This window comes from Pyxidicoccus fallax, from assembly GCF_012933655.1.
Taxonomy (GTDB): Bacteria; Myxococcota; Myxococcia; order Myxococcales; family Myxococcaceae; genus Myxococcus; species Myxococcus fallax.
Genome location: NZ_JABBJJ010000001.1, coordinates 84145 through 107782 on the forward strand (window position 1 = coordinate 84145; position 23638 = coordinate 107782).

Consider the following 23638-nt stretch of genomic DNA (forward strand, 5'->3'; position numbering starts at 1 on the left):
AACAACTTGGTGAGGTCCAGGAGGCGGCAGCCGGGGAGGGCCCTGTCGGATGGGGCGTGAAGGTGCTCCCAGGTCGGTGTAGATAACCCCACACACGCCCATGGAGCCCCCACAGACACCCCCATCGACTCCACCGATTCCGTCGCTGGCCCCCACGCCCGGCGAGCTGGCGCACGCGCAGAAGCGGGGCGGGCGCTCCGCGCTGCTCGGCCTGGCGCTGGTGGGGGTGGTGGCGCTGACGAGCCCGGTGCTCGGCTACCTGGAGGACGTGCGCAACGCGCGCGAGGAGCTGCTGACCCACCTGTCGAGCACGGCCCGGGTGCAGGCGGAGGCGCTGAGCGTCCACCTGGGGGTGCTGGAGGCGGAGCTGGCGCGCGTGTCGGGGCACCCCTCGCTCTTCCCGGAGGACGGCATCTCCCCGGCGGAGCAGGCGCTGCTGGAGAGCGCCTTCTACCACTCGTCCCTCTTCTCCGAGGGCGTGGCCCTGCTGGGTCCCGACGGCGAGCGGCTGTGGAGCAGCCCTCCGTCGATGTCGCTCGGGGACTCGCCGCTGACGAGCCGGCCATGGTTCCGCCGGATGGTGGACAAGCACGAGCCGGAAATCGACCTGCTCGAGCGCGAGGGCGGGCCGCTGGTGGTGGCGGTGCCGATGATGACGGCGGGGCGGCTGCGCGGGGTGCTCGTGGGCGAGGTGCGGGCCGGCGCGCTGCCCACGCGGACCACCGCGGACACCACGCAGCTGCTGATGGACGCGCGCGGCCGGTTCCTCTTGCCGGCGTCGCAGGGGAGCGGCCCGCCGGAGACGCTGGAGCGGCTGCGGGAGATGGCGCAGAAGCCGGGGCCGCTGGCCCTGGCGGGCACGCAGATTGTCGGCGCGGTGGCGTGGGTGGGGGACAGCGGGCTGCGGCTGCTGGTGCTGGAGGCGGAGACGACCACGGCGGACCTGCGCACGCGCTTCCTGCGGCAGCTCGCCTTCCACATCGTCCTGCTCAGCAGCACGCTGGTGCTGCTCATCCTCCTCCTGCGCCACTCATACCGCTCGCTGCTGGCGGCCGAGGAGCGGCTGCGCCGGCAGGAGACGATGGCGGCGCTGGGCACGGCCGCGGCGCTCATCGCCCACGAGGTGAAGAACGCGCTCAACGGCATCCAGGCGGCGCTGTCCGTGCTGCGGCACACGGCCGCCGGCAGCGAGCTGCCCGTCAAGGCGCTGCGCTCGCAGGTGGAGCGGCTGGGGCACCTGGCGCGCTCGCTGTTGTCCTTCGGCTCGCCCCGGGCCGCGATGCGCCGCTCGTGTGAGCTGCGGCTGCTGGTGCAGGACGCGCTGCAGGCGGTGAGCCTGCTGCCCGAGTCCGAGGCGGTGGAAATCAAGACGGCCCTGACGGAGGGGTTGATGGTGCAGGGGGACGCGGCGCTGCTGGTGTCGGCCATCGACAACCTGGTGCGCAACGCGGTGGAGGCGGGCGCGGTGGCGCGTGACACGGGCCTGCGGCCCGCGCCGTGGGTGTCGGTGACGTTGACGCGGGAGGACAACATGGGCGTGCTGGTGGTGGAGGACAACGCGGGGGGCGTGGACCCGACACTGGAGCCCCGGCTGTGGGAGCCGTTCGCCACGGGGCGGGCGAAGGGCATCGGCCTGGGGTTGCCCATGGCCCGTGCCTCCGTGGAAGCTCACGGTGGAAGCCTGACCTATCAGCGCCGTCCGCAGGGCAGCCGCTTCATGTTGCGGCTCCCGCTGGAGCGAAGCCCATGAGTACGCACCTGCTGCTGGTGGACGACGACCGCACCTTCGCCGCGCTGGCCGCGTCCGTGCTGCGCCAGGAGGGCTTCCGGGTGACGATGGCCCACTCGCTCCACGACGCGCGCGCGGCGCTGGCCCGCGAGGCGCCGGACGTGGTGGTGCTGGACCGCCGCCTGCCGGACGGGGACGGCATCAGCTTCCTGCCGGAGTTGCGCACCCAGTTCCCGGACACCGCCGTGCTGCTGGTGACGGCGCACGGCGACATCGCCAGCGCGGTGGAGGCCATCAAGGCGGGCGCGCGCGACTACCTCTCCAAGCCGGTGGAGCTGGACGACCTGGTGCTGCGCGCGCGCCGGGCCGCGGAGAACCTCCAGCTGCACGAGCGGCTGCGGCAGGCGGAGAGCGAGCTGGGCGGACGGCGCCGGCTGCTGCGCCCGCGCTCGTCCTCCATGGCCGCCTCGCTGCAGATGCTGGAGCGCATCGCCACGTCGCCGCGCAGCACGGTGCTGCTGCTGGGGGAGACGGGCGTGGGCAAGGAAGTGCTCGCGCGGCACCTGCACGCGCTGCAGTCGGGGCAGGGGCCCTTCGTCCACATCAACTGCGCCGCGCTGCCGGCCACCATGGTGGAGAGCGAGCTGTTCGGCCACGAGCGAGGGGCCTTCACCGACGCGCGCGTGGCCCGGCGCGGACTGGTGGAGGTGGCCAACAACGGCGTGCTCTTCCTCGACGAGGTGGGCGAGCTGCCGCTCGGGCTCCAGGCGAAGCTGCTCACCTTCCTGGACCAGGGGGCCTTCCGCCGGCTGGGCGGTACCGCCGAGCTGCACAGCACCGCGCGCATCGTCGCGGCCACCAACCGCGACCTCACCCGCGAGGTGGCCGAGGGGCGCTTCCGCGAGGACCTCTACTTCCGGCTGAGCGTCTTCCGGGTGGACATCCCGCCCCTTCGCGAACGGCGCGAGGACGTGCTGCCCATGGCCGAGTCGCTGGTGGGGGAGCTGTGCGCCGAGCTGGGCCGCCGGCCGGTGGGCTTCTCGCCCGCCGCCCGCAGACGGCTGGAGACCTACCCCTTCCCGGGCAACGTGCGCGAGCTGCGCAACGTGCTGGAGCGCGCGCTGGTGCTGGAGCCGGGGCCCGCCCTGGAGCTGCAGTCGCTGGAGCCACGGGGCGCCACCGGGCCGGCCGCGCCGGACCCGGACGCCTTCGTGGTGCCGGGCCCGCCCCGCCCGCTGGAAGAGGTGGAGCGGCTCTACGCCCGCCACGTGCTCGCTCGCATGGAGGGCCGGAGGATGGAAGCCGCCAAGGCGCTCGGCCTCTCGTATCCCACCTTCCTCCGCCGCCTGGGCGAAGAGTAGGCATTCAAGATTCTTTAAGCCCCCCGGCGCGGGGACTTCAAAAGCCTTTCATCTTCACCTCTCCGTCACACGGCTGACGGCGCCTCTCCCTCTGGGACACATCGCGGCACGCATGTTGCTCAGGCACCGGGGCACTGCGTGCGCCAGGTCATGGCGCCCTCTCGTGGAGGTGTGATGGAGAAGGCGAAGAATCCTGGGAAGGCGATGACTCCGTGGCAGGTGCTCGCCACGGACCTGCCTGCATCCCTGGTGGTCTTTCTGGTGGCGTTGCCCCTGTGCATGGGCATCGCTCTCGCGTCCGGTGCCCCCATCCTGTCCGGCCTGATTGCCGGCGTCGTGGGCGGCGTGGTGGTGGGTCTGTTCGGTGGCGCGCCGCTGCAGGTGAGCGGTCCCGCGGCCGGTCTGGCCGTGATGGTGTTCGGCTTCATCCAGACGCTGGGGCTGGCCGCGACGTGCGCGGCGGTGGCCGCGGCCGGCGTGCTGCAGATGATTTTCGGCGGGCTGAAGGTGGCTCGCGCGGCGCTGGCCATCTCGCCCGCCGTCATTCACGGCATGTTGGCGGGCATCGGCATCCTCATCGTCCTGGGCCAGCTGCACATCGTCCTGGGCGGCGCTCCGCAGTCGAGCGCGTGGCAGAACATCAAGGAGCTGCCGGGGCAGATCGCCAACCTGCATGGGGCGGCGACGCTGCTGGGCCTGCTGACCATCGGCATCCTGGTGGTGTGGCAGGTCATTCCGGTGAAGAAGCTCAAGGCCATTCCGGGCCCGCTGGTGGCCGTGCTGGGCGCCACCGCGGTGGCGGCGCTGTGGGGCGCGGACGTGGCGCGCGTGGACCTGCCGGACAACGTGTTCGCCAGCTTCCAGGCCCCGAAGCTGCCGGAGAACTGGGGCCCGTTCGCGGCCGCGGTCCTCTCACTGGCGCTGGTGGCCAGCGCCGAGTCGCTGCTGTGCGCGGTGGCCACGGACAAGATGCACACGGGCCCGCGCGCCAACCTGGACCGCGAGCTGTTCGCGCAGGGCATGGCGAACACGGTGTCCGGGCTCGCCGGCGGCCTGCCCATCACCGGCGTCATCGTGCGCAGCGCGGCGAACACCGCGGCCGGCGCGAAGACGCGCGCCTCGGCCGTCCTGCACGGCGTGTGGCTGCTCCTGTTCGTCACGCTGCTGGGCTCCGTCGCGCGGCTGGTGCCGCTGACGGTGCTGGCGGGCCTGCTGGTCGTCGTGGGCGTGAAGCTGGTGAACATGCACCACATCCGCGAGCTGAACCGCCGCGGTGAGCTGGTCGTCTACCTCGTCACGGTGGGCGGCGTCGTCGGCATCAACCTGCTGGCGGGCATCGGCCTCGGCCTGCTGGTGGCGATGCTGCGCCTCCTGTGGCACCTGGGCAGCGTCAAGGTGGACGTGCGCCAGGCGGGTGAGACGTACCAGGTCCGCGTGTCGGGCGCGCTCACCTTCGTGGGCGTCCCCAAGCTGTCCACGGCGCTGGCGCAGGTGCCGGCGGGCTCGAAGGTGGAGCTGGACCTCTCGCTGGAGACGCTGGACCACTCCGGCCACGAGGCGCTGGAGAGCTGGGCCGACACCCACCGCAAGACGGGTGGCACGGTCTACATGGAGTCGCTCGAGGACATCTGGAGCCGCAGTGGAACCCGTAGGACGTCCGGCGCGGTGCTGGGCGCGCAGGTCTCGTCCAACAATCTCGTTTCGGGAGGTGCGCAGTGAAGAAGCTCATCCGTGGTCTGCTTGATTTCCAGCTCAACGCGCGTCCGGGTTACCGGGACGTGTTCACGAAGCTCGCCAAGGGTCAGTCTCCGGACTGCCTGTTCATCTCGTGCGCCGACAGCCGCGTGGTGCCCAACCTGCTCGTGTCCACGGACCCGGGCGACCTGTTCGTGGTGCGCAACGTGGGCAACCTCGTGCCGCCGTCGGACGCCCACGGCCACTCCACGGGTGACCAGTCCGAGCCCGCGGCGCTGGAGTTCTCGCTGAAGCACCTGCCGGTGGAGGACATCGTCGTGTGCGGCCACTCCAGCTGCGGCGCGATGAAGGCCGTGCTGGCGGGCGGCGTGGGCCCGGAGACGCCGAACCTGGCGCACTGGCTCACGCACGGCCAGGCCGCCCTGCGCACCCTGCGCGACGGCAGCACCGTGGGCGAGGGGCTGCCCGAGTACGACCGGCTGTCGCAGCTCAACGTCCTGCAGCAGCTGGAGCACATCAAGACGTACCCCCTCGTGAAGGAGCGGCTCGAGGCGGGCACCATCCGCCTGCACGCGTGGTGGTTCGACATCGCCGCGGCCCAGGTCCACGCCTGGCGTCCGGCGCTGGGCCGCTTCGTCCCCATGGACGAGCTGGTGGGTGAGGCGCTGCTGCGGGAGCTGGGCGGCGCGCCGGCCCCGGGCGGCGACGAGCACACGCACAATGGCGTCACGCTGCGGCTGACCGCGGCGGCTGGCGGACGCTGAACAAAAGGAAGCAGGCAGGCGAGGGGGCGGCGGAATACGCCGCCCTCTCTTGTTGGAAAAAGCCCCCGGGAGAGGAAGGATGGGAGCGTCCTTGCGATGACTCCCTTCCTCTTCACGCTCGTCGTCCTGTGCATCTCCATGGGAGCGGGGCTGGTGGGCTCGCTGCTGGGTATCGGCGGCGGGCTCATCCTCATCCCCGTGCTCACGCTGGGGCTGGGGGTGGACATCCGCTACGCGGTCGGGGCGTCCATCATCTCCGTCATCGCCACCTCCAGCGGGGCGGCGGCCGCGTACGTCCGGGAGCGGATGGCCAACATGCGCGTGGCCATGTTCCTGGAGCTGGCCACCACCGCGGGGGCGCTCTCCGGGGCGTTCCTCTCCGGGCTCGTGGGCGGGCGCGGGGTGTACCTCGTCTTCGGCGCCGTCATGGCGTACTCGGCGCTGGTCATGCTCAAGCGCATGGGCGCGCGCGAGGAGGCGCCGGTGCCCGCGGACGCGCTGGCGGACCGGCTGGGGCTGCACGGCAGCTACTGGGATGAGGCCCTGGGCCGCGAGGTGCCCTACCGCGTCACCCGGCCGGTGGCGGGGCTGGGATTGATGTACGTGGCGGGCACGGTGAGCGGGCTGCTGGGCATCGGCTCGGGGGCGCTGAAGGTGCCGGCCATGGACCTGGCCATGCGGCTGCCGCTGAAGGTGTCCACGGCCACCAGCAACTTCATGATTGGCGTGACGGCGGCGGCCAGCGCGGGCGTGTACTTCGCGCGCGGGCAGATAGACCCCTTCATCGCCGGCCCGGTGTGCGTGGGCGTCACGCTGGGCGCGTGGCTGGGCTCGCGGCACCTGATGGGGCGGGTGAACAACACCTGGCTGCGCGGCCTCTTCGTGGTCGTGCTGCTGTGGGTGGCCTGGGAGATGCTGCGCAAGGGGTGGGTGTCATGAGCGGGGAGCGGGAGCCGGTGTCGCGCGAGGAGTCCTCCACGGTGGCGGCGGTGCAGGAGGAGGCGGAGGCCGTCGCGCTCGTCCCGGAGCTGCTCATCAGCGACCTCTTGCGCTACGGCGTGCTCCTGAGCCTGTCGCTGGTGACGCTGGGCACGCTGGTGACGTTCCTCCGCCACCCGGACTACCTCGTCTCGTCGGAGGCGCTGCAGCGGCTCACGGCGCCGCACCCGGTGCCGCACGGCCTGCGGGACGTGGTGGTGGGGGCCATGGCCGCGCGCGGGCAGTCCTTCGTCATGGCGGGGCTGCTGGTGATGATGGCGGTGCCGGTGATGCGGGTGGGCCTGTCGCTGCTCATCTTCCGGCAGCAGCGAGACACCGTCTACGTGGCCATCACCACCGCGGTGCTGGCCCTGCTGGGCCTGTCCTTCCTCCTCGGCGCGGCGGAGTAGCGCCTCAGCGCCGCGAGTCTCCGGGGCGGCGGATGGGCCGGCCCGGGCTGGCCCACCACGTGAGCGTGTAGCCACCGCCCGACAGCGGCCTCAGGGCCAGGGCCATGCCCTTGCGCAGCTTGTCGGGCAGCTCCTCGCCCTCCAGCGCGAGCGCGCCGGCGCGCTCCAGGGACGGGTTGTGCCCCACCAGCGCCCAGCCCGGCCCCAGCTGGCGGGCCAGCTTGAGGATGCGCTTGTGCGCGCCCTTCCTGGGAAGCAGGGCGGGGTGGACCTCCACGCTGGACAGGCCGAAGGCCTCGGCCAGCAGCTCCGCCGTCTGCACGGCGCGCACCAGCGGGCTGGTGACGATGCCCGTCAGCGGCGTGAGGCGCGCCAGCCTGCGCGCGTGGTGGCGGAAGGCGGCGCGGCCCTCGGAGGTGAGGGCCCGGGCCTCGTCGCCCAGGACGTGCGAGTCCTCGGCCACGGCGTGGCGGACGAGCAGCAACGGCAGTTCGCGGGGGGACATCATGGCGGCGGTGAATCACACCGCCCGGCGCCGCGCGCAAGCAACGGCACGGCGACAATGGCCAGATGCGAACGGCTACCCGTCCAGGTCGGTGACCGAGTCCATCGGCAGCGGGGTGGCGTCCGTCACGGTGCCGTCCATGTCCGTGGGCAGGCTGCCGGGGTCCACTTCCGGAGGCGGCCGGGCCCCATCGAGCGGGGCGGCGAGGCTGTTGCGCGAGGTGGCGCCGGGCGGCGGGCGCAGCACGGGGCCCACCGGCGGGGGCAGGCCGGAGTGGCGGCGCGCGGCCTCCAGCAGCGCGTTGTGGTGGCGGTAGCGCGCCTCCACCAGCTTGTGGATGAGCAGCGGGCCGCCGGGCACGCGGCGCGCGGTGAGCGCCTGGGTGGCCTTGCGCACCGGGTAGCGCACGCGGCGGATCTGCACCCGCCAGCCCTTGGGCGTGAAGGTGAAGACGCCGTAGGCGGGGCGCAAATCCCCGTCGCGGGGAATGCCGGCGCTGGCCACGTCGGCGATGAGCATGCGGCCCACGCGGCGGCGGTAGGGGAAGTGCAGGTGCCCGAAGGCGCACGCGGCCGCGTCCAGGTGGCTGAAGAAGCGGCGCACCGCCACGTCATCCAGCGTGGGGTCCAGCGACTCCTCGAGGTTGCGCGGGTTGGCGTGGCAGACGAAGAGGTCCTGTCCCTTGCGCGGCGTGTAGCGCACGGAGAAGGGCAGGGCGCCCAGCTTCTCCAGCAGCGCGGCACCCAATTGGTCCCGCGTCCAGCGCAGCAGCTCCGTCTTCCAGTGGTCCCGCTCGCGGTAGGCCCCGCCCAGGTAGTTGCCCGCGAGGTAGCAGTCGGTGTTGCCCATCAGCACCGAGTCGCAGCGGTCGAAGAGGAGGTCCACCGTCTCGCGCGGGTGGGCGCCGCGCAGCGCGAGGTCTCCCGCCGCGACGATGTAGTCGGGCGCCACCGAGCGAGTGATGTCCTCGAGGACGGCCTCGCAGGCAGGAAGATTGCCGTGGATGTCCGCGAGGATGGCGACCCGCATGGTCGCCCCATCCTATCCCGTTGCCGCCTTCGCGGCAGTGGCCTGGGGTAGAAAAATGGTGAAGGTGCTGCCCACGTTCGGCTGGCTCTCCACCCGGACTTCCCCGTTCATGGCCTGGAGCAGGTGCTTGACGATGGAAAGCCCCAGCCCCGTACCGCCCATGTCCCGGCTGCGACCCTTGTCCACCCGGTAGAAGCGCTCGAAAATACGGGAGAGGTGCTTGGGCTCGATGCCCAGGCCGGTGTCCTTCACCCGCACCACGCACCGGCCGTCCTCGCACGCGCCGTATACGTCCACCCGCCCGCCGGCCGGCGTGTACTTCACCGCGTTGTCCAGCAGGTTGAGGAGCACCTGCTCCACCGCGCGTGAATCTCCCACCGCCCGCAGGTCCGGTGGGACGTGCAGTGAAACGACCTGGTTCTTCCCCTCGGCCTTGGGACGCACCGTGTCGGCGGCCCGGGCGGCGGAATCCGCCAGGGACACGTCGGTGAGCGTCAGGCGCACCTCTCGAGACTCCAGGCGCGACAGCTCCAGCAGTTCCTCCACCAGCTCGGACAGCCGCTCGGACTGACGATGGATGATTTCCACCATCTTCGGCGCCATGACGCGGTCATTGAGGGCGCCGCCCTGGAGTGTCTCCGCGTAGCCGCGGATGGCGGTAATCGGCGTGCGCAGCTCGTGGGACACGTTGGCCACGAAGTCCTTGCGCACCTTCTCCAGACGGCGCAGCTCGGTGACGTCGTGGAAGACGGCGGCGCTGCCCGGCAAGTCCCGGCCCAGCGGCGTCACCCGGATGGCGAGCGTGCGGGGGAACAGGCCCTCCAGCGTCAGCTCCAGCCGCGTGGAGGCGCCCTCGCGGCAGGCGCGCATGACGGCGTCGTTGAGGACGTCGTCACGCACGAGCGCCAGCGGGCGCTGGCCGATGATGGTGCCGGCGGCGGGCTGGAGCAGCTCGCGGAGCGCGTCGTTGTGGCGCACCACGGTGCCCTCGGCGTCCGTCACCCAGATGCCCTCGGCCATGCCGTCCAGCACGGCGGTGAGGGTGCGCGCCTCCTGCGTGAGGACGGCGTTGCGCTCGGTGAGGCGGGTGTGGAGCGTGTCGATGGCGCCCTCGAGGGAGGCCACCTCCTCCAGCCGCTCCGGGTCCGGCGCCGGCGCGCCCAGGCCGCCCTCGGCGCGGCCGCGCGTGTGGCGGGCCAGCGTGTCGAGCTGCCGCTGGAGGGCGCCGCGGCTGACCCCCAGGGCCATGAGCGAGCCCGCGAGGGTGACGAGCGCGGCGGCCAGCGCGGCGCCGGGCGTGTCCAGCACGGCGACGAGCACCGCCACCACGGCGGCCGGCATCAGCAGGGGCAGCAGAGTGGAGCGCAGGGGCATGGCGGGCTCTACTGCTGCGGGCTGAGCTTGTAGCCCACGCCGCGCACCGTCTCGATGATGTCGCCCGCGGGGCCCAGCTTCTCGCGCAGCCGCTTGATGTGGGTGTCCACGGTGCGGGTGTGGATCTCCGCCTGGATGCCCCACACGTCGGACAGGAGCACCTCACGCGTCTGCACGCGGTCGCTGCGCTCCAGGAGCGTGCGCAAGAGGCGGAACTCCAGGGCGGTGAGCACGATTTCCTCGCCCTTCACGCGCACCTGGTGGCGCGAGGTGTCCAGGGAGATGTCCCCGGCGGACAGCACCGCCGCCGGGCCTTCCTCCGCGTCCGAGCGGCGCAGCACCGCCTTGACGCGCAGGAGGAGCTCGCGGACGGAGAAGGGCTTCACGACGTAGTCGTCCGCGCCGAGCTCCAGGCCCTGGACACGGTCGGACTCCTGGCCCTTGGCGCTGACGATGATGACGGCCGTCTTGCGCAGCTCCGGGTCTTGCTTGAGCATCCGCAGGACCTCGCCGCCCGCGATGTCCGGCAGCATCAGGTCCAGCAGCACCAGGTCCGGCGGCTGCGCCCGGGCCTTGGCCATGCCGCCCGCGCCGGTGTTCGCCGTCTCCGTTTCGAAGCCCGCGGCCCGCAGGTTGTATTCGACGAGGCCGGCGAGGTCCTGCTCGTCCTCGATGATCAGGATGCGCGACATGGATGGAGTCCTCTCGATGTCCAGTCCGCCCGGGGAGGGCCGGGCGGCTCACAATCCTCGTCGGTCAGTGCCCGGGACGCGGCGGCGCGCGCCGCGGGGTTCCCGGCATTGACCGCTGGGAGATAGTTGTCCGCCACGCGCCCGGCGCTCAGGCGCGGGCGGGGTGCCGGGTGCGTCGGGTCGGGCCGCGAGAGGACGGGCAGGGGCTCGGAGGGACGCGTCCGCCCCGGGAGGCCACCGAGGCCCACCACCGGAAAGAGGACCGCCCCGCGCGACCAACACTGCTGCCCGTGCATCAAATCGACCCTATCAAAGCGTTATTCGGAGGATCCACGAAGGGCACGCCACGGCGCGTGACGGAGGGGTGACATCTTCGTGGCGGCGTTGGAACCGGGCGTGTTGACGGTCGAGGGCCCGCCCTCTATGTTGCCCGCCCCTTTTGCTGGAAGTTACGTAAATGCGCGTAAAGATTGAACAAATCAAGGAGACGGGGCTGCAGCTCAACGAGCCCATCGGTCTCGGCCTGCTCGGTGACGTGCTGGGCGGAGCGGCGTCCGGCGAGGACACCGGCTTCCGGCCCACGAAGCCGTCCACCCTGAAGGCGTCGCTGCGCAAGGTGAGCGGCGGGGTGCTGCTGGAGGGCCAGTTCACGGCCCACGTGGCCAGCGAGTGCAAGCGCTGCCTCGGCCCCCTGGAGCTGAACGTGCCGGTGTCCTTCACGCTCAACCTCGTGCCGGAGTCGCTGGTCACCGGGGAGGACTACCTGAAGGACGGCGACACCGAGGGCTCCATGGAGAAGAAGGAGCACGTGCAGGGCGAGTCCGGCGGCTCCTTCAAGCTGGAGGACGCGGACGAGGAGGTCTTCGACGGGAAGACCATCGACCTGGACCCCATCGTGCGCGAGCAGCTGCTGCTGGCCCTGCCGATGAGCGCGGTCTGCCGTGAGGACTGCAAGGGCCTGTGCCCGCAGTGCGGCATCAACCGCAACGAGGCGAAGTGCAACTGCGACGTGAAGCCGGTGGATCCGCGCCTGGCGCCGCTGAAGAACATCAAGCTCAGCAACTGATGCCGGGCTGCGGACCCGGCCGCGCCGAAGGAGGGCGGGGCCGGAAACGACAAGGGCCGCGACCTCCGGAAGTGGAGGCGCGGCCCTGGTGCTTTCAGGTGCTGAAAGGCGGCGTCAGGCCTGGGCCTGGGGAACCACCTCACGGCCCTTGTAGTGGCCGCAGGCGCTGCAGGCGCGGTGAGGCATCACCGGCTCCTTGCAGTTCGGGCACTTGGACACCTGCACGGCGCTGCGCAGGTTGTTGTTGGCCGCGCGGCGGCGGTCGCGACGCATCTTGGAAGTACGCTTCTTGGGGACACCCACGGCTCACCTCTATATCGACGCCAACCCGGAGCGGCGGAACCGGCCGGATCGGTTGAGTCCAATGTCTCAAGCGCTGTGCCGGGGTCCCCGGCGTCCTGCGCAACACTCTCTGAACCACACCGGACCGGAGCGGTCGCACGAAGGCTCCCGTACTCCATGTCCGGCTTCGGAAGGCGGCGGACCCTAGCGGCTCGGCGCCTCCGAGTCAATGCACCATTACGTGCACAGAACGCACTATCGAGTGCGATCTGGGCAGGTCGCGGGCTGATACCACATGGCGGTACCTCCCGGGGGCGCGGGGTGACAACGCCCGGAGGGGAAAGCCCATTTCTTCCACTTCTCGGGTGGTTAACGCGCCAAGAGGGGACCGCCACCAGCCAGGGCAGCCAGTCGTTGCCCGCCTGGGGGCTTCCTGGTCTGCTCCGCCGCCGCCATGCCCCACCTGTCGGGGCAGGTTGGAAACCCTCCCTGATGGAACGCGGGCACACACGGAGCTGGCGGGAATGAGGCTGGTGCTGGATGCCATGGGCGGCGATCACGCCCCGGGGGCCCCGGTGGAGGGGGCGCTGCTCTTCGCCCGGGCGCACCCCGACCACGAGGTGCTCCTGGTCGGCGACCGCGAGCGCATGGTCCCCCTGCTGGGGCGCGGCCGGCCGCCGTCCAACCTCCACCTCCACCACGCCTCGGAGGTGGTGGAGATGGATGACCACGCCTCCTCGGCCTTCCGCCGCAAGCGCGACTCGTCCCTGCGGGTGGGCTTCGAGCTGGTGCGGGACGGGAAGGCGGACGCGCTGGTGTCCGCGGGCAACTCCGGCGCCGTCATGGCGGGTGGGCTGCTGACGCTGGGGCGGCTGCCCGGGGTGGAGCGGCCGGCCATCGCCACGCTCTTCCCCGCCCTCAAGGGAGGTGGCCGCTGCCTGCTCCTGGACGCGGGGGCCAACGTGGACTGCCGCCCCACGCACCTGGCCCAGTTCGGCGTCATGGGCGAGGCGTACGTGCGCTCCCGCCTGGGCGTGGCCCGGCCCCGGGTGGCGGTGCTCTCCAATGGAGAGGAGGCCTCCAAGGGCACGCCGCTGACGCGCGAGGCCAGTGAGCTGCTGCGCCGCTCCGACCTGGACTTCGTGGGCTACGTGGAGGGCAAGGACCTCTTCTCCGGCGACGTGCAGGTGGTCGTCACCGACGGCTTCACCGGCAACATCGTCCTCAAGACGTCCGAGGGCGTGGGCATGGGCGTCATCGGCCTGCTGCGGCAGGCCATCGAGAAGCGGGGAGGGCTGCCGGAGAAGCTGGGGGCGCTGCTGCTCCAGCCCGCGCTGGCGGGACTTCGTCGGGTAGTGGACTACGCGGAGTACGGCGGCGCCCCCCTGCTGGGCATCCAGGGCGTCGGCATCGTGGCGCATGGCCGCTCCACGCCGCGGGCCCTCTACAACGCGCTGGGCGCCGCCCTGGCCACGGCCCGGGGCGGACTGCAGGAAGAGCTGACGCGATGCATTGAGCGGGCCAGTGTCTGGCTCCCTACCCACCAGAAGGGAAAAAAGGCGACAGACGAGGCCGTTTCCGATTAGAGAGGCGCCCCCGGGCGTTGGGTTCCGACGGACGAAATCTCCCTCTGGAGAACCCTCGTGGCATGTACGCAGATCATCGGAACCGGCTCCTATGCCCCCTCCCGGGTCATCACCAACCAGGAGCTGGAGCAACGCGTCGAGACGTCGGACGCCTGGATTCGTGAGCGCACCGGCATCCAGGAGCGGCGGCAGGCCGCCCCGGACGAGGCCACCAGCGACATGGCGGTGCAGGCGGCCCGGCGCGCGCTGGACATGGCCGGCGTGGCCCCGGAAGAGCTGGACCTCATCGTCGTGGGCACCATCACCGCGGACATGCCCATGCCGTCGTGCGCGGCCTTCGTGCAGGCGAAGCTGGGCGCGCGGCGGGCCTTCGCGTTCGACGTGGGCGCCGCGTGCGCCGGCTCCCTCTACGCCATGAGCGTGGCGGACCAGTTCGTGCGCTCCGGGCAGGTGCGGCGGGCGCTCGTCATCGGCGCGGAGCTGCTCACCCGGGTGGTGGACTGGGAGGACCGCAACACCAGCGTCCTCTTCGGAGACGGGGCGGGCGCCATGGTGCTCTCGCCGTCGCCCACGCCGGAGGACGGGCGGGGCATCCTCTCCACGCACCTGCACTCGGACGGGACGCTGGCGGAGCTGCTCACCATCCCCGGCGGCGGCTCGCGCACGCCCATGACGGAGGAGGCGGTGCGGGCGAAGCTGAACACGCTCAAGATGAACGGGCGCGAGGTCTTCCGCGTCGCGGTGCGCTCGCTGGTGGAGGCCACCCAGGAGGCGCTGGCGGCGCACGGGCTGACGCCGGGGCAGGTGGACCACGTCATCGCCCACCAGGCCAACGCCCGCATCCTGGAGGCCGCGCTGGAGCGGCTGGAGATTCCCCGAGACAAGTGCTGGCTGAACCTGCACAAGTACGGCAACACGTCGTCGGCGTCGCTGCCCATGACGCTGGACGAGGCGCATCGCGCCGGAAGGCTGAAGCGCGGAGACGTCATCGCGATGATGGCCATCGGCGCGGGCATGACGTGGGGCAGCGCGGTGGTGCGCTGGTAGGGCAGCAGCAACCGAAAATTTCAGGAGGCGGAGACCCACATGGCGAAGGTCGCGTTCGTGTTCCCCGGGCAGGGCAGCCAGGCCGTGGGGATGGGCAAGGACCTCTACGAGAAGTTCCCCGAGGCCCGGGCCGTCTTCGAGGCCGTGGACGAGGCGCTGGGGGAGAAGCTCTCCACCCTCTGCTTCGAGGGGCCCGAGGACGCCCTGAAGCTGACGGCCAACACCCAGCCGGCCATCCTCACCGTGTCGGTGGCGGCCCACGCCGTCTTCTCCAAGCGCGGCCCGGCGCCGGCCTTCGTGGCGGGGCACTCGCTGGGCGAGTACTCCGCGCTGGTGGCCGCCGGCGCCATGGCCCTGGGCGACGCGGCCCGGGCGGTGCGCGCGCGCGGCACCTTCATGCAGGAGGCGGTGCCCGCGGGCGTGGGCGCCATGGCCGCGATTCTCGGCCTGGAGCCCCAGAAGGTGAAGGCGGCCTGCGACGCGGCGGCCGAGGGGCAGGTGGTGGCCCCCGCCAACTACAACTCGCCCGAGCAGACGGTCATCGCCGGCAACGCGCAGGCGGTGGAGCGCGCCGGGGCGAAGTGCAAGGAGGCCGGCGCCAAGCGCGTCATGCCCCTGCCCGTGTCCGCCCCCTTCCACTGCGGCCTCATGGACCCGGTGAAGCCGCGGCTGGCCGAGGTGCTGGGCCGGGTGTCCATCCAGGCGCCCTCCGTGCCGGTGGTCACCAACGTGGAGGCCCGCCCCAACTCGGACGCCTCGCGGGTGGTGCCGCTCCTCTTGGAGCAGGTCAGCTCGCCGGTGCGCTGGATTGAGTGCGTGGAGGCGCTGAAGGCCGAGGGCGTCACACGGGTGGTGGAGCTGGGGCCGGGCAAGGTGCTGTGCGGCCTGGTCAAGCGCATCACCAAGGACATCGAGACGTTCAACGTGGAGGACGCCGCGGGCCTGGAGAAGGTCCTCGCGGCGCTGGGGTGAACGCAATGAGCGGCTTCAAGGACAAGGTGGTGCTGGTGACGGGTGGCTCGCGCGGCATCGGCCGGGCGTGCGCGCTGGCCTTCGCGAAGGCGGGCGCGTCCACCGTGGTCATCAGCTACGCGGGCAACGAGGCGGCGGCCCAGGAGACGGTGGGCATGCTCCAGGCGGCCGGCGCCAAGGCGGAGGCCCTCAAGTTCGACGTGGCGGACACCGCCGCGTGCTCCAGCGCCGTGGAGGGCATCGTCAAGACGCACGGCCGGCTGGACGTGCTCGTCAACAACGCGGGCGTGGCCGTGGACGGCCTCGTCATGCGGGTGAAGGACGAGGACTGGGACAAGCAGCTGGACACCAACCTCAAGGGCGCCTTCGCCCTCATCCGCGCCGCCAGCCGCCCCATGATGAAGCAGCGGGGCGGGGCCATCATCAACATCAGCTCCGTGGTGGGCGAGATGGGGAATGGTGGACAGGTGGCCTACTCGGCCTCCAAGGCGGGGCTCATCGGCCTGACGAAGTCCGTGGCCAAGGAGCTGGCCAGCCGGAACATCCGGGTCAACGCCGTCACCCCCGGCTTCATCGGGACGGACATGGTCAGCCACCTCGATGACGAGCTGCGCCAGAAGATGCTGGGGGGCATTCCCCTGGGCCGGCTCGGCAACCCGGAGGAGGTGGCCGGGGCCGTCCTCTTCCTCGCCAGCGACGCCGCGTCCTACATCACCGGGGAGTCCCTGAAGGTCAACGGCGGCATGTACATGTAACCCAAGGTTGGATTGCCGCCGGGCGTGGGATATACCGCGCCGGCTTTCGAATAGGCCCCGGGAAGGTGCCGGGGTCCAATCTGGTTTTTGGAGGGTTCTACACTTATGTCGACGTCAGCCATTGAGACCAAGGTCAAGTCCATCATCGCCGACCAGCTCGGGGTGGGAGAGGACGAGATCAAGCCCGAGTCCTCCTTCATCGAGGACCTTGGCGCGGACAGCCTCGACATCGTGGAGCTCGTGATGGCGATGGAGGAGGAGTTCGAGGTCGAGATTCCCGACGAGGAGGCCGAGAACATCAAGACCGTCGGCGACGCCATCAACTACATCAACACCCACAAGAAGTAGGCAGCACCAGGGCGTGCCGGGGTGCGGGGTGACGCCGCGTGATGCGTGGCGTCCCCGGTGTCCCCTGAGGCGCCAGCGGAGAGGATCGTGTCGAACCGTCGAGTCGTCGTCACCGGTACCGGGATCATCTCGGCACTGGGAACTGGAACCGAGAAGAACTGGCAGGCGATGCTCGCCGGCAAGTCGGGCATTGGTCTGGTGTCGCGCTTCGACCCGGGAAAAATCGACGCGCGCATCGCTGGCGAGGTGAAGGACTTCGAGCCGGAGCAGTTCATCGACAGGCGCGAAGTGCGCCGGATGGACCTGTACGCCCAGTACGCCCTGGCCGCCGCGGAGATGGCGGTCAAGGAGTCGGGGCTGCCCATCGGCCCGGATGCGCCCCACGGCTACGCGCCGGAGAAGGTGGGCGTCATCGTGGGCTCGGGCATCGGTGGCATCTCCTCGCTCGAGGAGCAGCACCGCAAGGGCCTGGAGAAGGGGTTCGACCGTCTGTCGCCCTTCTTCATCATCCAGATGATCGTCAACATGGCGCCCGGCCTCATCTCCATGCGGTACAACTGCAAGGGCCCCAACTGGGCCCCGGTGTCCGCATGCGCCACCAGCGCCCACGCCATTGGCGAGGCCTGGAAGTCCATCAAGCTGGGCGAGACGGACGCGGCCATCGCCGGCGGCGCCGAGGCGGCCATCACCCCGCTGGGGCTGGGTGGCTTCTCGGTGATGAAGGCGCTGTCCACGCGCAATGATGACCCGGCCGGCGCCAGCCGTCCCTTCGACAAGGACCGTGACGGCTTCGTCATGGGCGAGGGCGCGGGCATGCTGGTGCTGGAGGAGATGGAGGCCGCGAAGAAGCGCGGCGCCAAGATCCTCGCGGAGCTGGTGGGCTACGGGGCCAACTCGGACGCCTACCACGTCACCCAGCCGGCGCCCGAGGGCGAGGGCGCGGCGCGCTGCATGCGGCTCGCGCTCCAGTCCGCGGGGATGAACCCGGAGGAGGTGGGCTACATCAACGCCCACGGCACCTCCACCCCGTTCAACGACGCGAACGAGACCAAGGCCATCAAGGCGGTGTTCGGCGACCACGCGCGCAAGCTCGCGGTGTCGTCCACCAAGTCCATGACGGGCCACATGCTCGGCGCGGCCGGTGGCGCGGAGGGCGTGGTGAGCGCGCTGGTGCTGTCGCGCAACATGCTGCCGCCCACCATCAACCAGCAGACGCCGGACCCGGACTGCGACCTGGACTACGTGCCCAACCAGGCGCGCGAGGCCCGGGTGAACGCGGTCATGAGCAACTCGTTCGGCTTTGGCGGCACCAACGCGGTGCTGCTGTTCAAGCGGTTCTAGGCCTCGGCCGGAACCGGCATCAGGGAGGCCCGCGTGAAGATCATTCTGGCATCCGACCACGCGGGCCTCGAGCTCCGCCAGGAGCTCGTCGCCGCGCTGAAGGAGCGGGGCGTGGCCCACGACGACGTGGGCCCCGTCACGCGGGACTCGGTGGACTACCCGGACTTCGCCAGGCGGGTGGCGCGCGCGGTGGCGGACGGGGAGTACACCCTGGGCGTGCTGGTGTGCGGCACCGGCATCGGCATGAGCATCGTCGCCAACAAGCACAAGGGCGTGCGCGCGGCCCTGTGCACCACCGAGTTCGAGGCCCGCATGGCCCGGGCTCACAACGACGCCAACGTGCTGTGCCTGGGCCAGCGCGTGGTGGGGGCCGGCGTGGGCCGCGCCATCCTCGAGGCGTTCCTCAGCACCCCCTTCGAGGGCGGCCGCCACGAGCGGCGCGTCCAGATGATCCGCGAGGCCGAGTCCCAGGGCTAGCGGCCCCGCCGTACCCGTTTTTCGCCGAGGGAATCCGCCATGGAGAACACCCGCACGCTGGCCGACGTGGACCCGGAGATTGCCCGGACCCTCCGCGAGGAGACGCAGCGTCAGGAAGAGGGGCTGGAGCTCATCGCCTCGGAGAACTTCGTGTCTCCGGCGGTGATGGAGGCGGTGGGCTCGGTGCTCACCAACAAGTACGCGGAGGGCTACCCCGGCAAGCGCTACTACGGCGGCTGCGAGGTGGTGGACGTCGCGGAGACCCTCGCCATCAACCGCGCGAAGGAGCTGTTCGGCGCGGACGCGGCCAACGTGCAGGCGCACTCCGGCAGCCAGGCCAACATGGGCGCCTTCATGGCGCTGATGAAGCCGGGTGACACCATGCTGTCGCTGGACCTGAACTCCGGCGGCCACCTCACGCACGGCGCGGCCTTCAACTTCTCCGGCAAGCTCTACAAGGTCGTCCACTACGGCCTGACGCGCGACACGGAGACCATCGACTTCGCCCAGGTGGAGGCGCTGGCCAAGGAGCACAAGCCCAAGGTCATCGTCGTGGGCGCAAGCGCGTACCCGCGTACGCTCGACTTCGCGAAGTTCCGCGAGATCGCCGACGCGGTGGGCGCGGCGATGCTGGTGGACATGGCGCACATCGCGGGCCTGGTGGCCGCGGGCGTGCACCCGTCGCCGGTGCCCTACGCGGAGATCGTCACCAGCACCACGCACAAGACGCTGCGCGGCCCGCGCGGCGGTCTGGTGCTGAGCCGCGAGCCGTTCGCGAAGACCATCAACAGCCAGATCTTCCCCGGCATCCAGGGCGGCCCGCTGATGCACGTCATCGCCGGCAAGGCGGTGGCCTTCAAGGAGGCCCTGTCGCCGGAGTTCAAGGCGTACCAGAAGCAGATCGTCGCCAACGCGCAGGCGCTGGCGGAGGCGCTGAAGGGCGCGGGCCTGCGGCTGTGCTCGGGCGGCACGGACAACCACCTGATGCTGGTGGACCTGCGCCCCAAGAAGCTCACGGGCAAGGTGGCCGAGGAGGTGCTCGGCAAGGCCGGCATCACCGTGAACAAGAACATGATTCCGTTCGACCCGGAGAAGCCGATGGTGACGTCCGGCGTCCGGGTGGGCACGCCGGCGATTACGACGCGCGGCATGCGCGAGGCGGAGATGGCCGTGGTGGGCCGGCTCATCGGCGAGGCGCTGGACGCGGCGCAGGACGACGCGGCCCTGGCGCGCATCAAGGGCAAGGTGAAGGAGCTGTCCCAGGGCTTCCCGCTGTACGCGTCGCGCCTGAAGAAGTAGAGCGCCCTCCATCGCCTCATGCGCTGCCCCTTCTGCCAGGACGCCGAGAACAAGGTCATCGACTCGCGCGAGTCTCACGAGGGCTCCGTCATCCGGCGGCGCCGCGAGTGCCTGGCCTGCAAGCGGCGCTTCACCACGTACGAGCGGGTGGAGGAGCTCTACCCGCTCATCGTGAAGAAGGACGGGCGGCGCGAGGCGTTCGACCGCGAGAAGATCGTCAGCGGCCTGAAGAAGGCCTGCGAGAAGCGGCCCGTCTCCGCGGACCAGATTGAGGAGACGGTCGTCGCGATTGAACGGCGGCTGCAGGGGATGGGGGAGAAGGAAGTGCCCTCGTCCGTCATCGGCGAGGAGGTCATGCGCCGGCTGCAGCAGCTTGACGAAGTGGCGTATGTTCGTTTCGCCTCGGTGTACCGCAGCTTCCGCGACATCGCGGAGTTCATGCACGAGCTGAAGGACCTGCTGGAAGCCGAGGAGCGGGAGCGCAAGGCGAAGCCTCCGACTTCGCCGGGCAAGGACGGCTGAGAGGGAACATGCGGCTGCTGACGCGGGCACGGTTGGAGGCAACGAGGGCGCCCCGCGCGAAGCGGGCGGCGGACTTCGACCGGGCGGTGGCAGAGTTCTTCATGCGCATCGCGCTGGAGGAGGCCGCCAAGGGCCTGGGCCGCACCAGCCCCAACCCGGTGGTGGGCGCGGTGCTGGTGAAGGGCGGGCGCATCATCGCTCGCGGCTACCACAAGAAGGCGGGCACCGCGCACGCCGAGGTGGTGGCGCTGGAGGCGGCGGGCGCGAAGGCGAAGGGCGCGGACCTCTACACGACGCTGGAGCCGTGCGACCACTACGGGCGCACGCCGCCGTGCAGCCTGGCCATTCTGGAAGCCGGGGTGCGCCGGGTCATCAGCGCGTCCTCGGACCCGAACCCCAAGGTGAGCGGCAAGGGCATCGCCCGGATGCGGCGCGGTGGGGTGAAGGTGCTCACCGGCGTCCTCGCGGACGAGGCCGACAAGCTCAACCGGCCCTTCTTCAAGGTCATGCGCACGGGCCTGCCGTGGGTGACGCTGAAGGCCGCCGTCACGCTGGACGGGAAGCTGGCCACGGCCACCGGAGACTCGCGCTGGGTGACGGGCGAGTCGGCGCGGGCCTGGGTGCACCGGCTGCGCGACTCGGTGGACGTCATCCTCGTGGGCGCCAACACGGTGCGGAAGGATGACCCGAAGCTGACCACGCGGCTGCCGGGTGGCGGCGGCAAGGACCCGCTGCGCGTCGTGGTGGACAGCCACCTGCGCCTGTCGCCGGGGTACACGGTCTTCACGCAGCGCAGCCCCGCGCGCACGGTGATTGCCACGCTGGAGGACCCGGAGGGCCGCAAGGCGCGGCGCTTCCTCGCCCAGGGCGTGGAGGTGTGGCAGGTGCGCCAGAAGAACGACCGGGTGGACCTGAAGGCGCTCTTGCGCCGCATCGCCAAGAGCGGCCTCAACCACGTGCTGGTGGAGGGCGGAGCGGAGCTGTACGGTTCCTTCCTGCGCGAGCACCTGGCGGACGCGCTGGCCCTGTTCCTCGCGCCCAAGCTGATTGGCGCCCCCGGCCTGTCCTGGGCGGGCGACCTGGGCGTGAAGGAGATGGCCCAGGCCGTGGCCGTGAAGGACCTCACCTTCGAGCGCTACGGCGAGGACATGCTGCTCCAGGCGCTGCTGTAGGCCCCGGGCACCCGGCGGCCGGGTTCGTTATAAGGCCCCCATGTTCACCGGGCTCATTCAGGACCTTGGCAGGGTGGAGCGCGTCATCCCCGGCGGGATGACGGACCTCTGGATTCGCACGTCGCTCGGGGCGGAGAAGTTCGACCTGGGCGAGTCCATCGCCGTGGACGGCGCGTGCCTCACCGTGGTGGAGCGCTCCGGCGACACCTTCAAGGTGCAGGCCGCCCCCGAGACGCTCCGCCGCACCACCCTGGGCGCCGTGCGGCCGGGCGACCGGGTGAATCTGGAGCGCGCCCTCGCCCTGGGCGACCGGCTGGGCGGGCACCTGGTCTCCGGCCACGTGGACGCCGTCAGCGAGGTGCTGGAGACCTACCCCGAGGGCGGCTCGTGGGTGATGGTCTTCCGGCTGCCCGAGGAGCTGGCCCCCTACTTCATCGAGAAGGGCTCGGTGGCCATCGACGGCATCAGTCTCACCGTGAACACCGTGGAGGCGGACCGCTTCCGCGTCCAGCTCATCCCCGAGACGCAGGAGCGCACCACCCTCCGGGGCAAGCCGGTGGGGGCCCGCGTCAACCTGGAGGCGGACCAGATTGGGAAGTACGTCGCCCGGCTGTTCGCGCTCCAACGGGGGCAGGGGGCCCCCGGGGGCGGAGGCCTGACGGCGGCGGCTGTCCGGGCGGCGGGCTTCGGGACACCGTAGTCCGCGACGCCGGGACGCGGGTTGGTGTAGGAAGCGCGGCATGCCTCGCTATTTCGAAGGTGACTTCCTCCCCCCCAAGGGCCGCTTCGCCATCTGTGTGGCCCGCTTCAACGGCTTCATCACCGAGGAGCTGGCCAAGGGGGCCGTGGACACCCTGGTGCGCCATGGCGTCGCGGACACGGACATCGACGTGTACCGCTGCCCCGGCACCTATGAGCTGCCCGGCCTCACCCGCCGCGTGACGGAGTCCCGCCAGTACGTGGGCGTCATCACCCTGGGCGCCGTCATCCGCGGTGGCACCCCCCACTTCGACTACGTCGCCGGCGAGTGCGCCAAGGGCATCGGCTCGGTGGCCTTCGCCGCCGCCGCGGGCGCTCCGCCCACCGCCGTCACCTTCGGCGTGCTGACGACGGATACGGTGGAGCAGGCCATCGACCGGGCGGGCGTGAAGGCGGGCAACAAGGGAGCGGAAGCCACGCTGGCCTGCATCGAGATGGTCAACCTGTACGCGAAGATGGCGGCGACGGACGGAAGGAAGGCGTAGTCCATGGGCGCTCGGAGAACGGGACGCGAGCGGGCGCTGCAGGCGCTCTATCAGCTGGAGATGGCCACCAGCACCACGGTGGCCGAGGCCCTGGAGTCCGCCTGGAGCGCCTCCGAGGAGCCCAAGCGGGACCCGGACGCGGTGAAGTTCGCCCGCGAGCTGGTGGAGGGCGTGCAGTCCCACCGCGAGGAAATCGACCAGCTCATCGAGCGGCACAGCCACAACTGGCGGCTGGACCGCATGTCCCGCATCGACCGGAACGTGCTCCGCCTGGGCATCTTCGAGCTGAAGTACCGCCCCGACATCCCCCGCAAGGTCACCATCAACGAGGCCGTCGAGCTGGGGAAGAACTTCGGCACCGAGGAGTCCAGCGCCTTCGTCAACGGCCTGCTGGACCGCGTGGCCGTGGCGCTCAACAAGCCCTGAGTTCCTTCACCCCACCCGCGAGGCCCGCGCCTTGAGCCAGACGACGACGCACGACATCGGGATGGAGGGGCTGGACTCGCTCGGCGAGGTCGACGCCCTCTGCCTCTTCGTGGCCGAGGACGACCGGCCCCTGCCTTCCTCCGCCGGCTACGTGGACTGGCGCCTGTGCGGCGCGCTGTCGCGAGTGCTGAAGAACGGCTTCTTCACCGGCGCCAAGGATGACTGGCTGCTCCTGCCCTCGGACGGGAAGCTGACGGTGCCCCGCATCTTCGTGGTGGGGCTGGGCTCCCGGAAGGCGCTGAACGCGGGCGCGCTGAGCGAGGCCCTGGCCAGCGCGGGCAAGGTGCTGTCCCGGGCGAAGGTGGACTCGGTGGCGCTGGAGGTTCCGGCCGGGGCGGGGACGGAGGACTCGGCGAGGGCGGAGGCCTTCCAGAAGGGCTTCCTGCCGGCGTTCAAGGGCGGACGGGTGGCGGTCCTGGCGGACAAGGGGCTCGTCCGACTCCTGCCAGGGCGCAAGGGGTGACGCGCAGCGGGCGGCCGGGCGTTCTGTTAGCATGCGTCGTC

Annotated in this window: 26 protein-coding genes; 21 read left to right on the forward strand and 5 right to left on the reverse strand. The window is 71.1% G+C overall.

Annotated elements, in window-relative coordinates:
* Positions 1-100 precede the first annotated feature (100 nt).
* The 6 genes from HG543_RS00315 to HG543_RS00340 all read left to right on the forward strand — a co-directional run bounded on the left by HG543_RS00315 (position 101) and on the right by HG543_RS00340 (position 6937).
* Entirely contained in the window at positions 101-1750 is a 1650-nt protein-coding gene (locus tag HG543_RS00315) for a sensor histidine kinase (RefSeq protein WP_169342595.1), read from the forward strand.
* Positions 1747-3090 (forward strand): sigma-54-dependent transcriptional regulator, encoded by a 1344-nt coding sequence (locus HG543_RS00320; RefSeq protein ID WP_169342596.1) that lies wholly within the window; start codon positions 1747-1749, stop codon positions 3088-3090. Before HG543_RS00315 ends, HG543_RS00320 begins: the two co-directional genes overlap by 4 nt.
* Positions 3091-3264: 174 nt before the next feature.
* On the forward strand, positions 3265-4809 hold the full coding sequence (locus tag HG543_RS00325) for a SulP family inorganic anion transporter (RefSeq protein ID WP_169342597.1): 1545 nt from the start codon (positions 3265-3267) through the stop codon (positions 4807-4809).
* Positions 4806-5549, forward strand: a complete 744-nt coding sequence (locus HG543_RS00330; protein WP_169342598.1) for a carbonic anhydrase — start codon at positions 4806-4808, stop codon at positions 5547-5549. Before HG543_RS00325 ends, HG543_RS00330 begins: the two co-directional genes overlap by 4 nt.
* Positions 5550-5645: 96 nt before the next feature.
* Entirely contained in the window at positions 5646-6488 is an 843-nt protein-coding gene (locus HG543_RS00335; RefSeq protein ID WP_169342599.1) for a sulfite exporter TauE/SafE family protein, read from the forward strand.
* On the forward strand, positions 6485-6937 hold the full coding sequence (locus HG543_RS00340) for a DUF1634 domain-containing protein (RefSeq protein ID WP_169342600.1): 453 nt from the start codon (positions 6485-6487) through the stop codon (positions 6935-6937). Before HG543_RS00335 ends, HG543_RS00340 begins: the two co-directional genes overlap by 4 nt.
* A 4-nt stretch (positions 6938-6941) precedes the next feature.
* Here HG543_RS00340 and HG543_RS00345 read toward each other — a convergent pair whose 3' ends face one another.
* The 4 genes from HG543_RS00345 to HG543_RS00360 form a co-directional block, all read right to left on the reverse strand.
* Complete coding sequence (locus tag HG543_RS00345) at positions 6942-7442, reverse strand: histidine phosphatase family protein (protein WP_169342641.1); 501 nt, start codon at positions 7440-7442, stop codon at positions 6942-6944.
* Between the two features lie 75 nt (positions 7443-7517).
* The gene (locus tag HG543_RS00350) at positions 7518-8471 is read right to left on the reverse strand and encodes a metallophosphoesterase family protein (protein WP_169342601.1); all 954 of its coding nucleotides are present in this window, start codon (positions 8469-8471) and stop codon (positions 7518-7520) included.
* Positions 8472-8483: 12 nt separating this feature from the next.
* Complete coding sequence (locus HG543_RS00355; RefSeq protein ID WP_169342602.1) at positions 8484-9845, reverse strand: sensor histidine kinase; 1362 nt, start codon at positions 9843-9845, stop codon at positions 8484-8486.
* An 8-nt stretch (positions 9846-9853) separates the two neighbouring features.
* Entirely contained in the window at positions 9854-10537 is a 684-nt protein-coding gene (locus HG543_RS00360) for a response regulator (RefSeq protein ID WP_169342603.1), read from the reverse strand.
* A gap of 457 nt (positions 10538-10994) precedes the next feature.
* Between HG543_RS00360 and HG543_RS00365 the strand changes: the two genes are divergently transcribed.
* Positions 10995-11603 carry a YceD family protein gene (locus tag HG543_RS00365; protein ID WP_169342604.1) on the forward strand — a complete coding sequence of 203 codons (609 nt, stop codon included), beginning with the start codon at positions 10995-10997 and terminating at the stop codon, positions 11601-11603.
* 114 nt (positions 11604-11717) lie between these two features.
* Here the strand turns inward: HG543_RS00365 and rpmF are convergent, their stop codons facing one another.
* Entirely contained in the window at positions 11718-11906 is a 189-nt protein-coding gene (gene rpmF / locus HG543_RS00370) for a 50S ribosomal protein L32 (protein WP_169342605.1), read from the reverse strand.
* 503 nt (positions 11907-12409) lie between these two features.
* Between rpmF and plsX the strand changes: the two genes are divergently transcribed.
* The 14 genes from plsX (at position 12410) to HG543_RS00440 (ending at position 23597) form a co-directional block, all read left to right on the forward strand.
* Entirely contained in the window at positions 12410-13471 is a 1062-nt protein-coding gene (plsX, locus tag HG543_RS00375) for a phosphate acyltransferase PlsX (RefSeq protein ID WP_169342606.1), read from the forward strand.
* 57 nt (positions 13472-13528) lie between these two features.
* On the forward strand, positions 13529-14518 hold the full coding sequence (locus HG543_RS00380) for a beta-ketoacyl-ACP synthase 3 (protein ID WP_169342607.1): 990 nt from the start codon (positions 13529-13531) through the stop codon (positions 14516-14518).
* Between the two features lie 39 nt (positions 14519-14557).
* Positions 14558-15490 (forward strand): ACP S-malonyltransferase, encoded by a 933-nt coding sequence (gene fabD, locus HG543_RS00385; RefSeq protein ID WP_169342608.1) that lies wholly within the window; start codon positions 14558-14560, stop codon positions 15488-15490.
* A 5-nt stretch (positions 15491-15495) separates the two neighbouring features.
* Complete coding sequence (fabG, locus tag HG543_RS00390) at positions 15496-16245, forward strand: 3-oxoacyl-[acyl-carrier-protein] reductase (protein WP_169342609.1); 750 nt, start codon at positions 15496-15498, stop codon at positions 16243-16245.
* A 105-nt stretch (positions 16246-16350) separates the two neighbouring features.
* Positions 16351-16593, forward strand: coding sequence for an acyl carrier protein (acpP, locus tag HG543_RS00395; RefSeq protein ID WP_169342610.1), 243 nt, complete (start codon positions 16351-16353; stop codon positions 16591-16593).
* A gap of 87 nt (positions 16594-16680) precedes the next feature.
* Positions 16681-17934: a beta-ketoacyl-ACP synthase II gene (fabF, locus tag HG543_RS00400; RefSeq protein ID WP_169342611.1), complete on the forward strand. Its 1254-nt coding sequence runs from the start codon at positions 16681-16683 to the stop codon at positions 17932-17934.
* A gap of 33 nt (positions 17935-17967) precedes the next feature.
* Positions 17968-18411, forward strand: coding sequence for a ribose 5-phosphate isomerase B (gene rpiB, locus HG543_RS00405; protein WP_169342612.1), 444 nt, complete (start codon positions 17968-17970; stop codon positions 18409-18411).
* A gap of 39 nt (positions 18412-18450) precedes the next feature.
* Entirely contained in the window at positions 18451-19710 is a 1260-nt protein-coding gene (gene glyA, locus HG543_RS00410) for a serine hydroxymethyltransferase (RefSeq protein ID WP_169342613.1), read from the forward strand.
* An 18-nt stretch (positions 19711-19728) separates the two neighbouring features.
* Positions 19729-20232 (forward strand): transcriptional regulator NrdR, encoded by a 504-nt coding sequence (gene nrdR, locus HG543_RS00415; protein WP_169342614.1) that lies wholly within the window; start codon positions 19729-19731, stop codon positions 20230-20232.
* A gap of 8 nt (positions 20233-20240) precedes the next feature.
* The gene (ribD, locus tag HG543_RS00420) at positions 20241-21404 is read left to right on the forward strand and encodes a bifunctional diaminohydroxyphosphoribosylaminopyrimidine deaminase/5-amino-6-(5-phosphoribosylamino)uracil reductase RibD (RefSeq protein ID WP_169342615.1); all 1164 of its coding nucleotides are present in this window, start codon (positions 20241-20243) and stop codon (positions 21402-21404) included.
* Between the two features lie 40 nt (positions 21405-21444).
* A complete protein-coding gene (locus HG543_RS00425) occupies positions 21445-22104 on the forward strand; it encodes a riboflavin synthase (RefSeq protein ID WP_169342616.1) in 660 nt (219 codons plus the stop codon).
* A 40-nt stretch (positions 22105-22144) separates the two neighbouring features.
* Complete coding sequence (gene ribH / locus HG543_RS00430; RefSeq protein ID WP_169342617.1) at positions 22145-22648, forward strand: 6,7-dimethyl-8-ribityllumazine synthase; 504 nt, start codon at positions 22145-22147, stop codon at positions 22646-22648.
* A gap of 3 nt (positions 22649-22651) precedes the next feature.
* Complete coding sequence (nusB, locus tag HG543_RS00435) at positions 22652-23074, forward strand: transcription antitermination factor NusB (RefSeq protein WP_169342618.1); 423 nt, start codon at positions 22652-22654, stop codon at positions 23072-23074.
* Positions 23075-23105: 31 nt separating this feature from the next.
* The gene (locus HG543_RS00440) at positions 23106-23597 is read left to right on the forward strand and encodes a M17 family peptidase N-terminal domain-containing protein (protein WP_169342619.1); all 492 of its coding nucleotides are present in this window, start codon (positions 23106-23108) and stop codon (positions 23595-23597) included.
* Positions 23598-23638: the final 41 nt, after the last annotated feature.

Bases quoted from the DNA above. Each gene is read 5' to 3' on its own strand.
- HG543_RS00315 (WP_169342595.1), top strand. From the start codon at position 101: ATGGAGCCCCCACAGACACCCCCATCGACTCCACCGATTCCGTCGCTG.
- HG543_RS00320 (WP_169342596.1), top strand. From the start codon at position 1,747: ATGAGTACGCACCTGCTGCTGGTGGACGACGACCGCACCTTCGCCGCG.
- HG543_RS00325 (WP_169342597.1), top strand. From the start codon at position 3,265: ATGGAGAAGGCGAAGAATCCTGGGAAGGCGATGACTCCGTGGCAGGTG.
- HG543_RS00335 (WP_169342599.1), top strand. From the start codon at position 5,646: ATGACTCCCTTCCTCTTCACGCTCGTCGTCCTGTGCATCTCCATGGGA.
- HG543_RS00340 (WP_169342600.1), top strand. From the start codon at position 6,485: ATGAGCGGGGAGCGGGAGCCGGTGTCGCGCGAGGAGTCCTCCACGGTG.
- HG543_RS00345 (WP_169342641.1), bottom strand. From the start codon at position 7,442: ATGTCCCCCCGCGAACTGCCGTTGCTGCTCGTCCGCCACGCCGTGGCC.
- HG543_RS00350 (WP_169342601.1), bottom strand. From the start codon at position 8,471: ATGCGGGTCGCCATCCTCGCGGACATCCACGGCAATCTTCCTGCCTGC.
- HG543_RS00355 (WP_169342602.1), bottom strand. From the start codon at position 9,845: ATGCCCCTGCGCTCCACTCTGCTGCCCCTGCTGATGCCGGCCGCCGTG.
- HG543_RS00360 (WP_169342603.1), bottom strand. From the start codon at position 10,537: ATGTCGCGCATCCTGATCATCGAGGACGAGCAGGACCTCGCCGGCCTC.
- HG543_RS00365 (WP_169342604.1), top strand. From the start codon at position 10,995: ATGCGCGTAAAGATTGAACAAATCAAGGAGACGGGGCTGCAGCTCAAC.
- plsX (WP_169342606.1), top strand. From the start codon at position 12,410: ATGAGGCTGGTGCTGGATGCCATGGGCGGCGATCACGCCCCGGGGGCC.
- fabD (WP_169342608.1), top strand. From the start codon at position 14,558: ATGGCGAAGGTCGCGTTCGTGTTCCCCGGGCAGGGCAGCCAGGCCGTG.
- fabG (WP_169342609.1), top strand. From the start codon at position 15,496: ATGAGCGGCTTCAAGGACAAGGTGGTGCTGGTGACGGGTGGCTCGCGC.
- acpP (WP_169342610.1), top strand. From the start codon at position 16,351: ATGTCGACGTCAGCCATTGAGACCAAGGTCAAGTCCATCATCGCCGAC.
- glyA (WP_169342613.1), top strand. From the start codon at position 18,451: ATGGAGAACACCCGCACGCTGGCCGACGTGGACCCGGAGATTGCCCGG.
- nrdR (WP_169342614.1), top strand. From the start codon at position 19,729: ATGCGCTGCCCCTTCTGCCAGGACGCCGAGAACAAGGTCATCGACTCG.
- ribD (WP_169342615.1), top strand. From the start codon at position 20,241: ATGCGGCTGCTGACGCGGGCACGGTTGGAGGCAACGAGGGCGCCCCGC.
- HG543_RS00425 (WP_169342616.1), top strand. From the start codon at position 21,445: ATGTTCACCGGGCTCATTCAGGACCTTGGCAGGGTGGAGCGCGTCATC.
- ribH (WP_169342617.1), top strand. From the start codon at position 22,145: ATGCCTCGCTATTTCGAAGGTGACTTCCTCCCCCCCAAGGGCCGCTTC.
- nusB (WP_169342618.1), top strand. From the start codon at position 22,652: ATGGGCGCTCGGAGAACGGGACGCGAGCGGGCGCTGCAGGCGCTCTAT.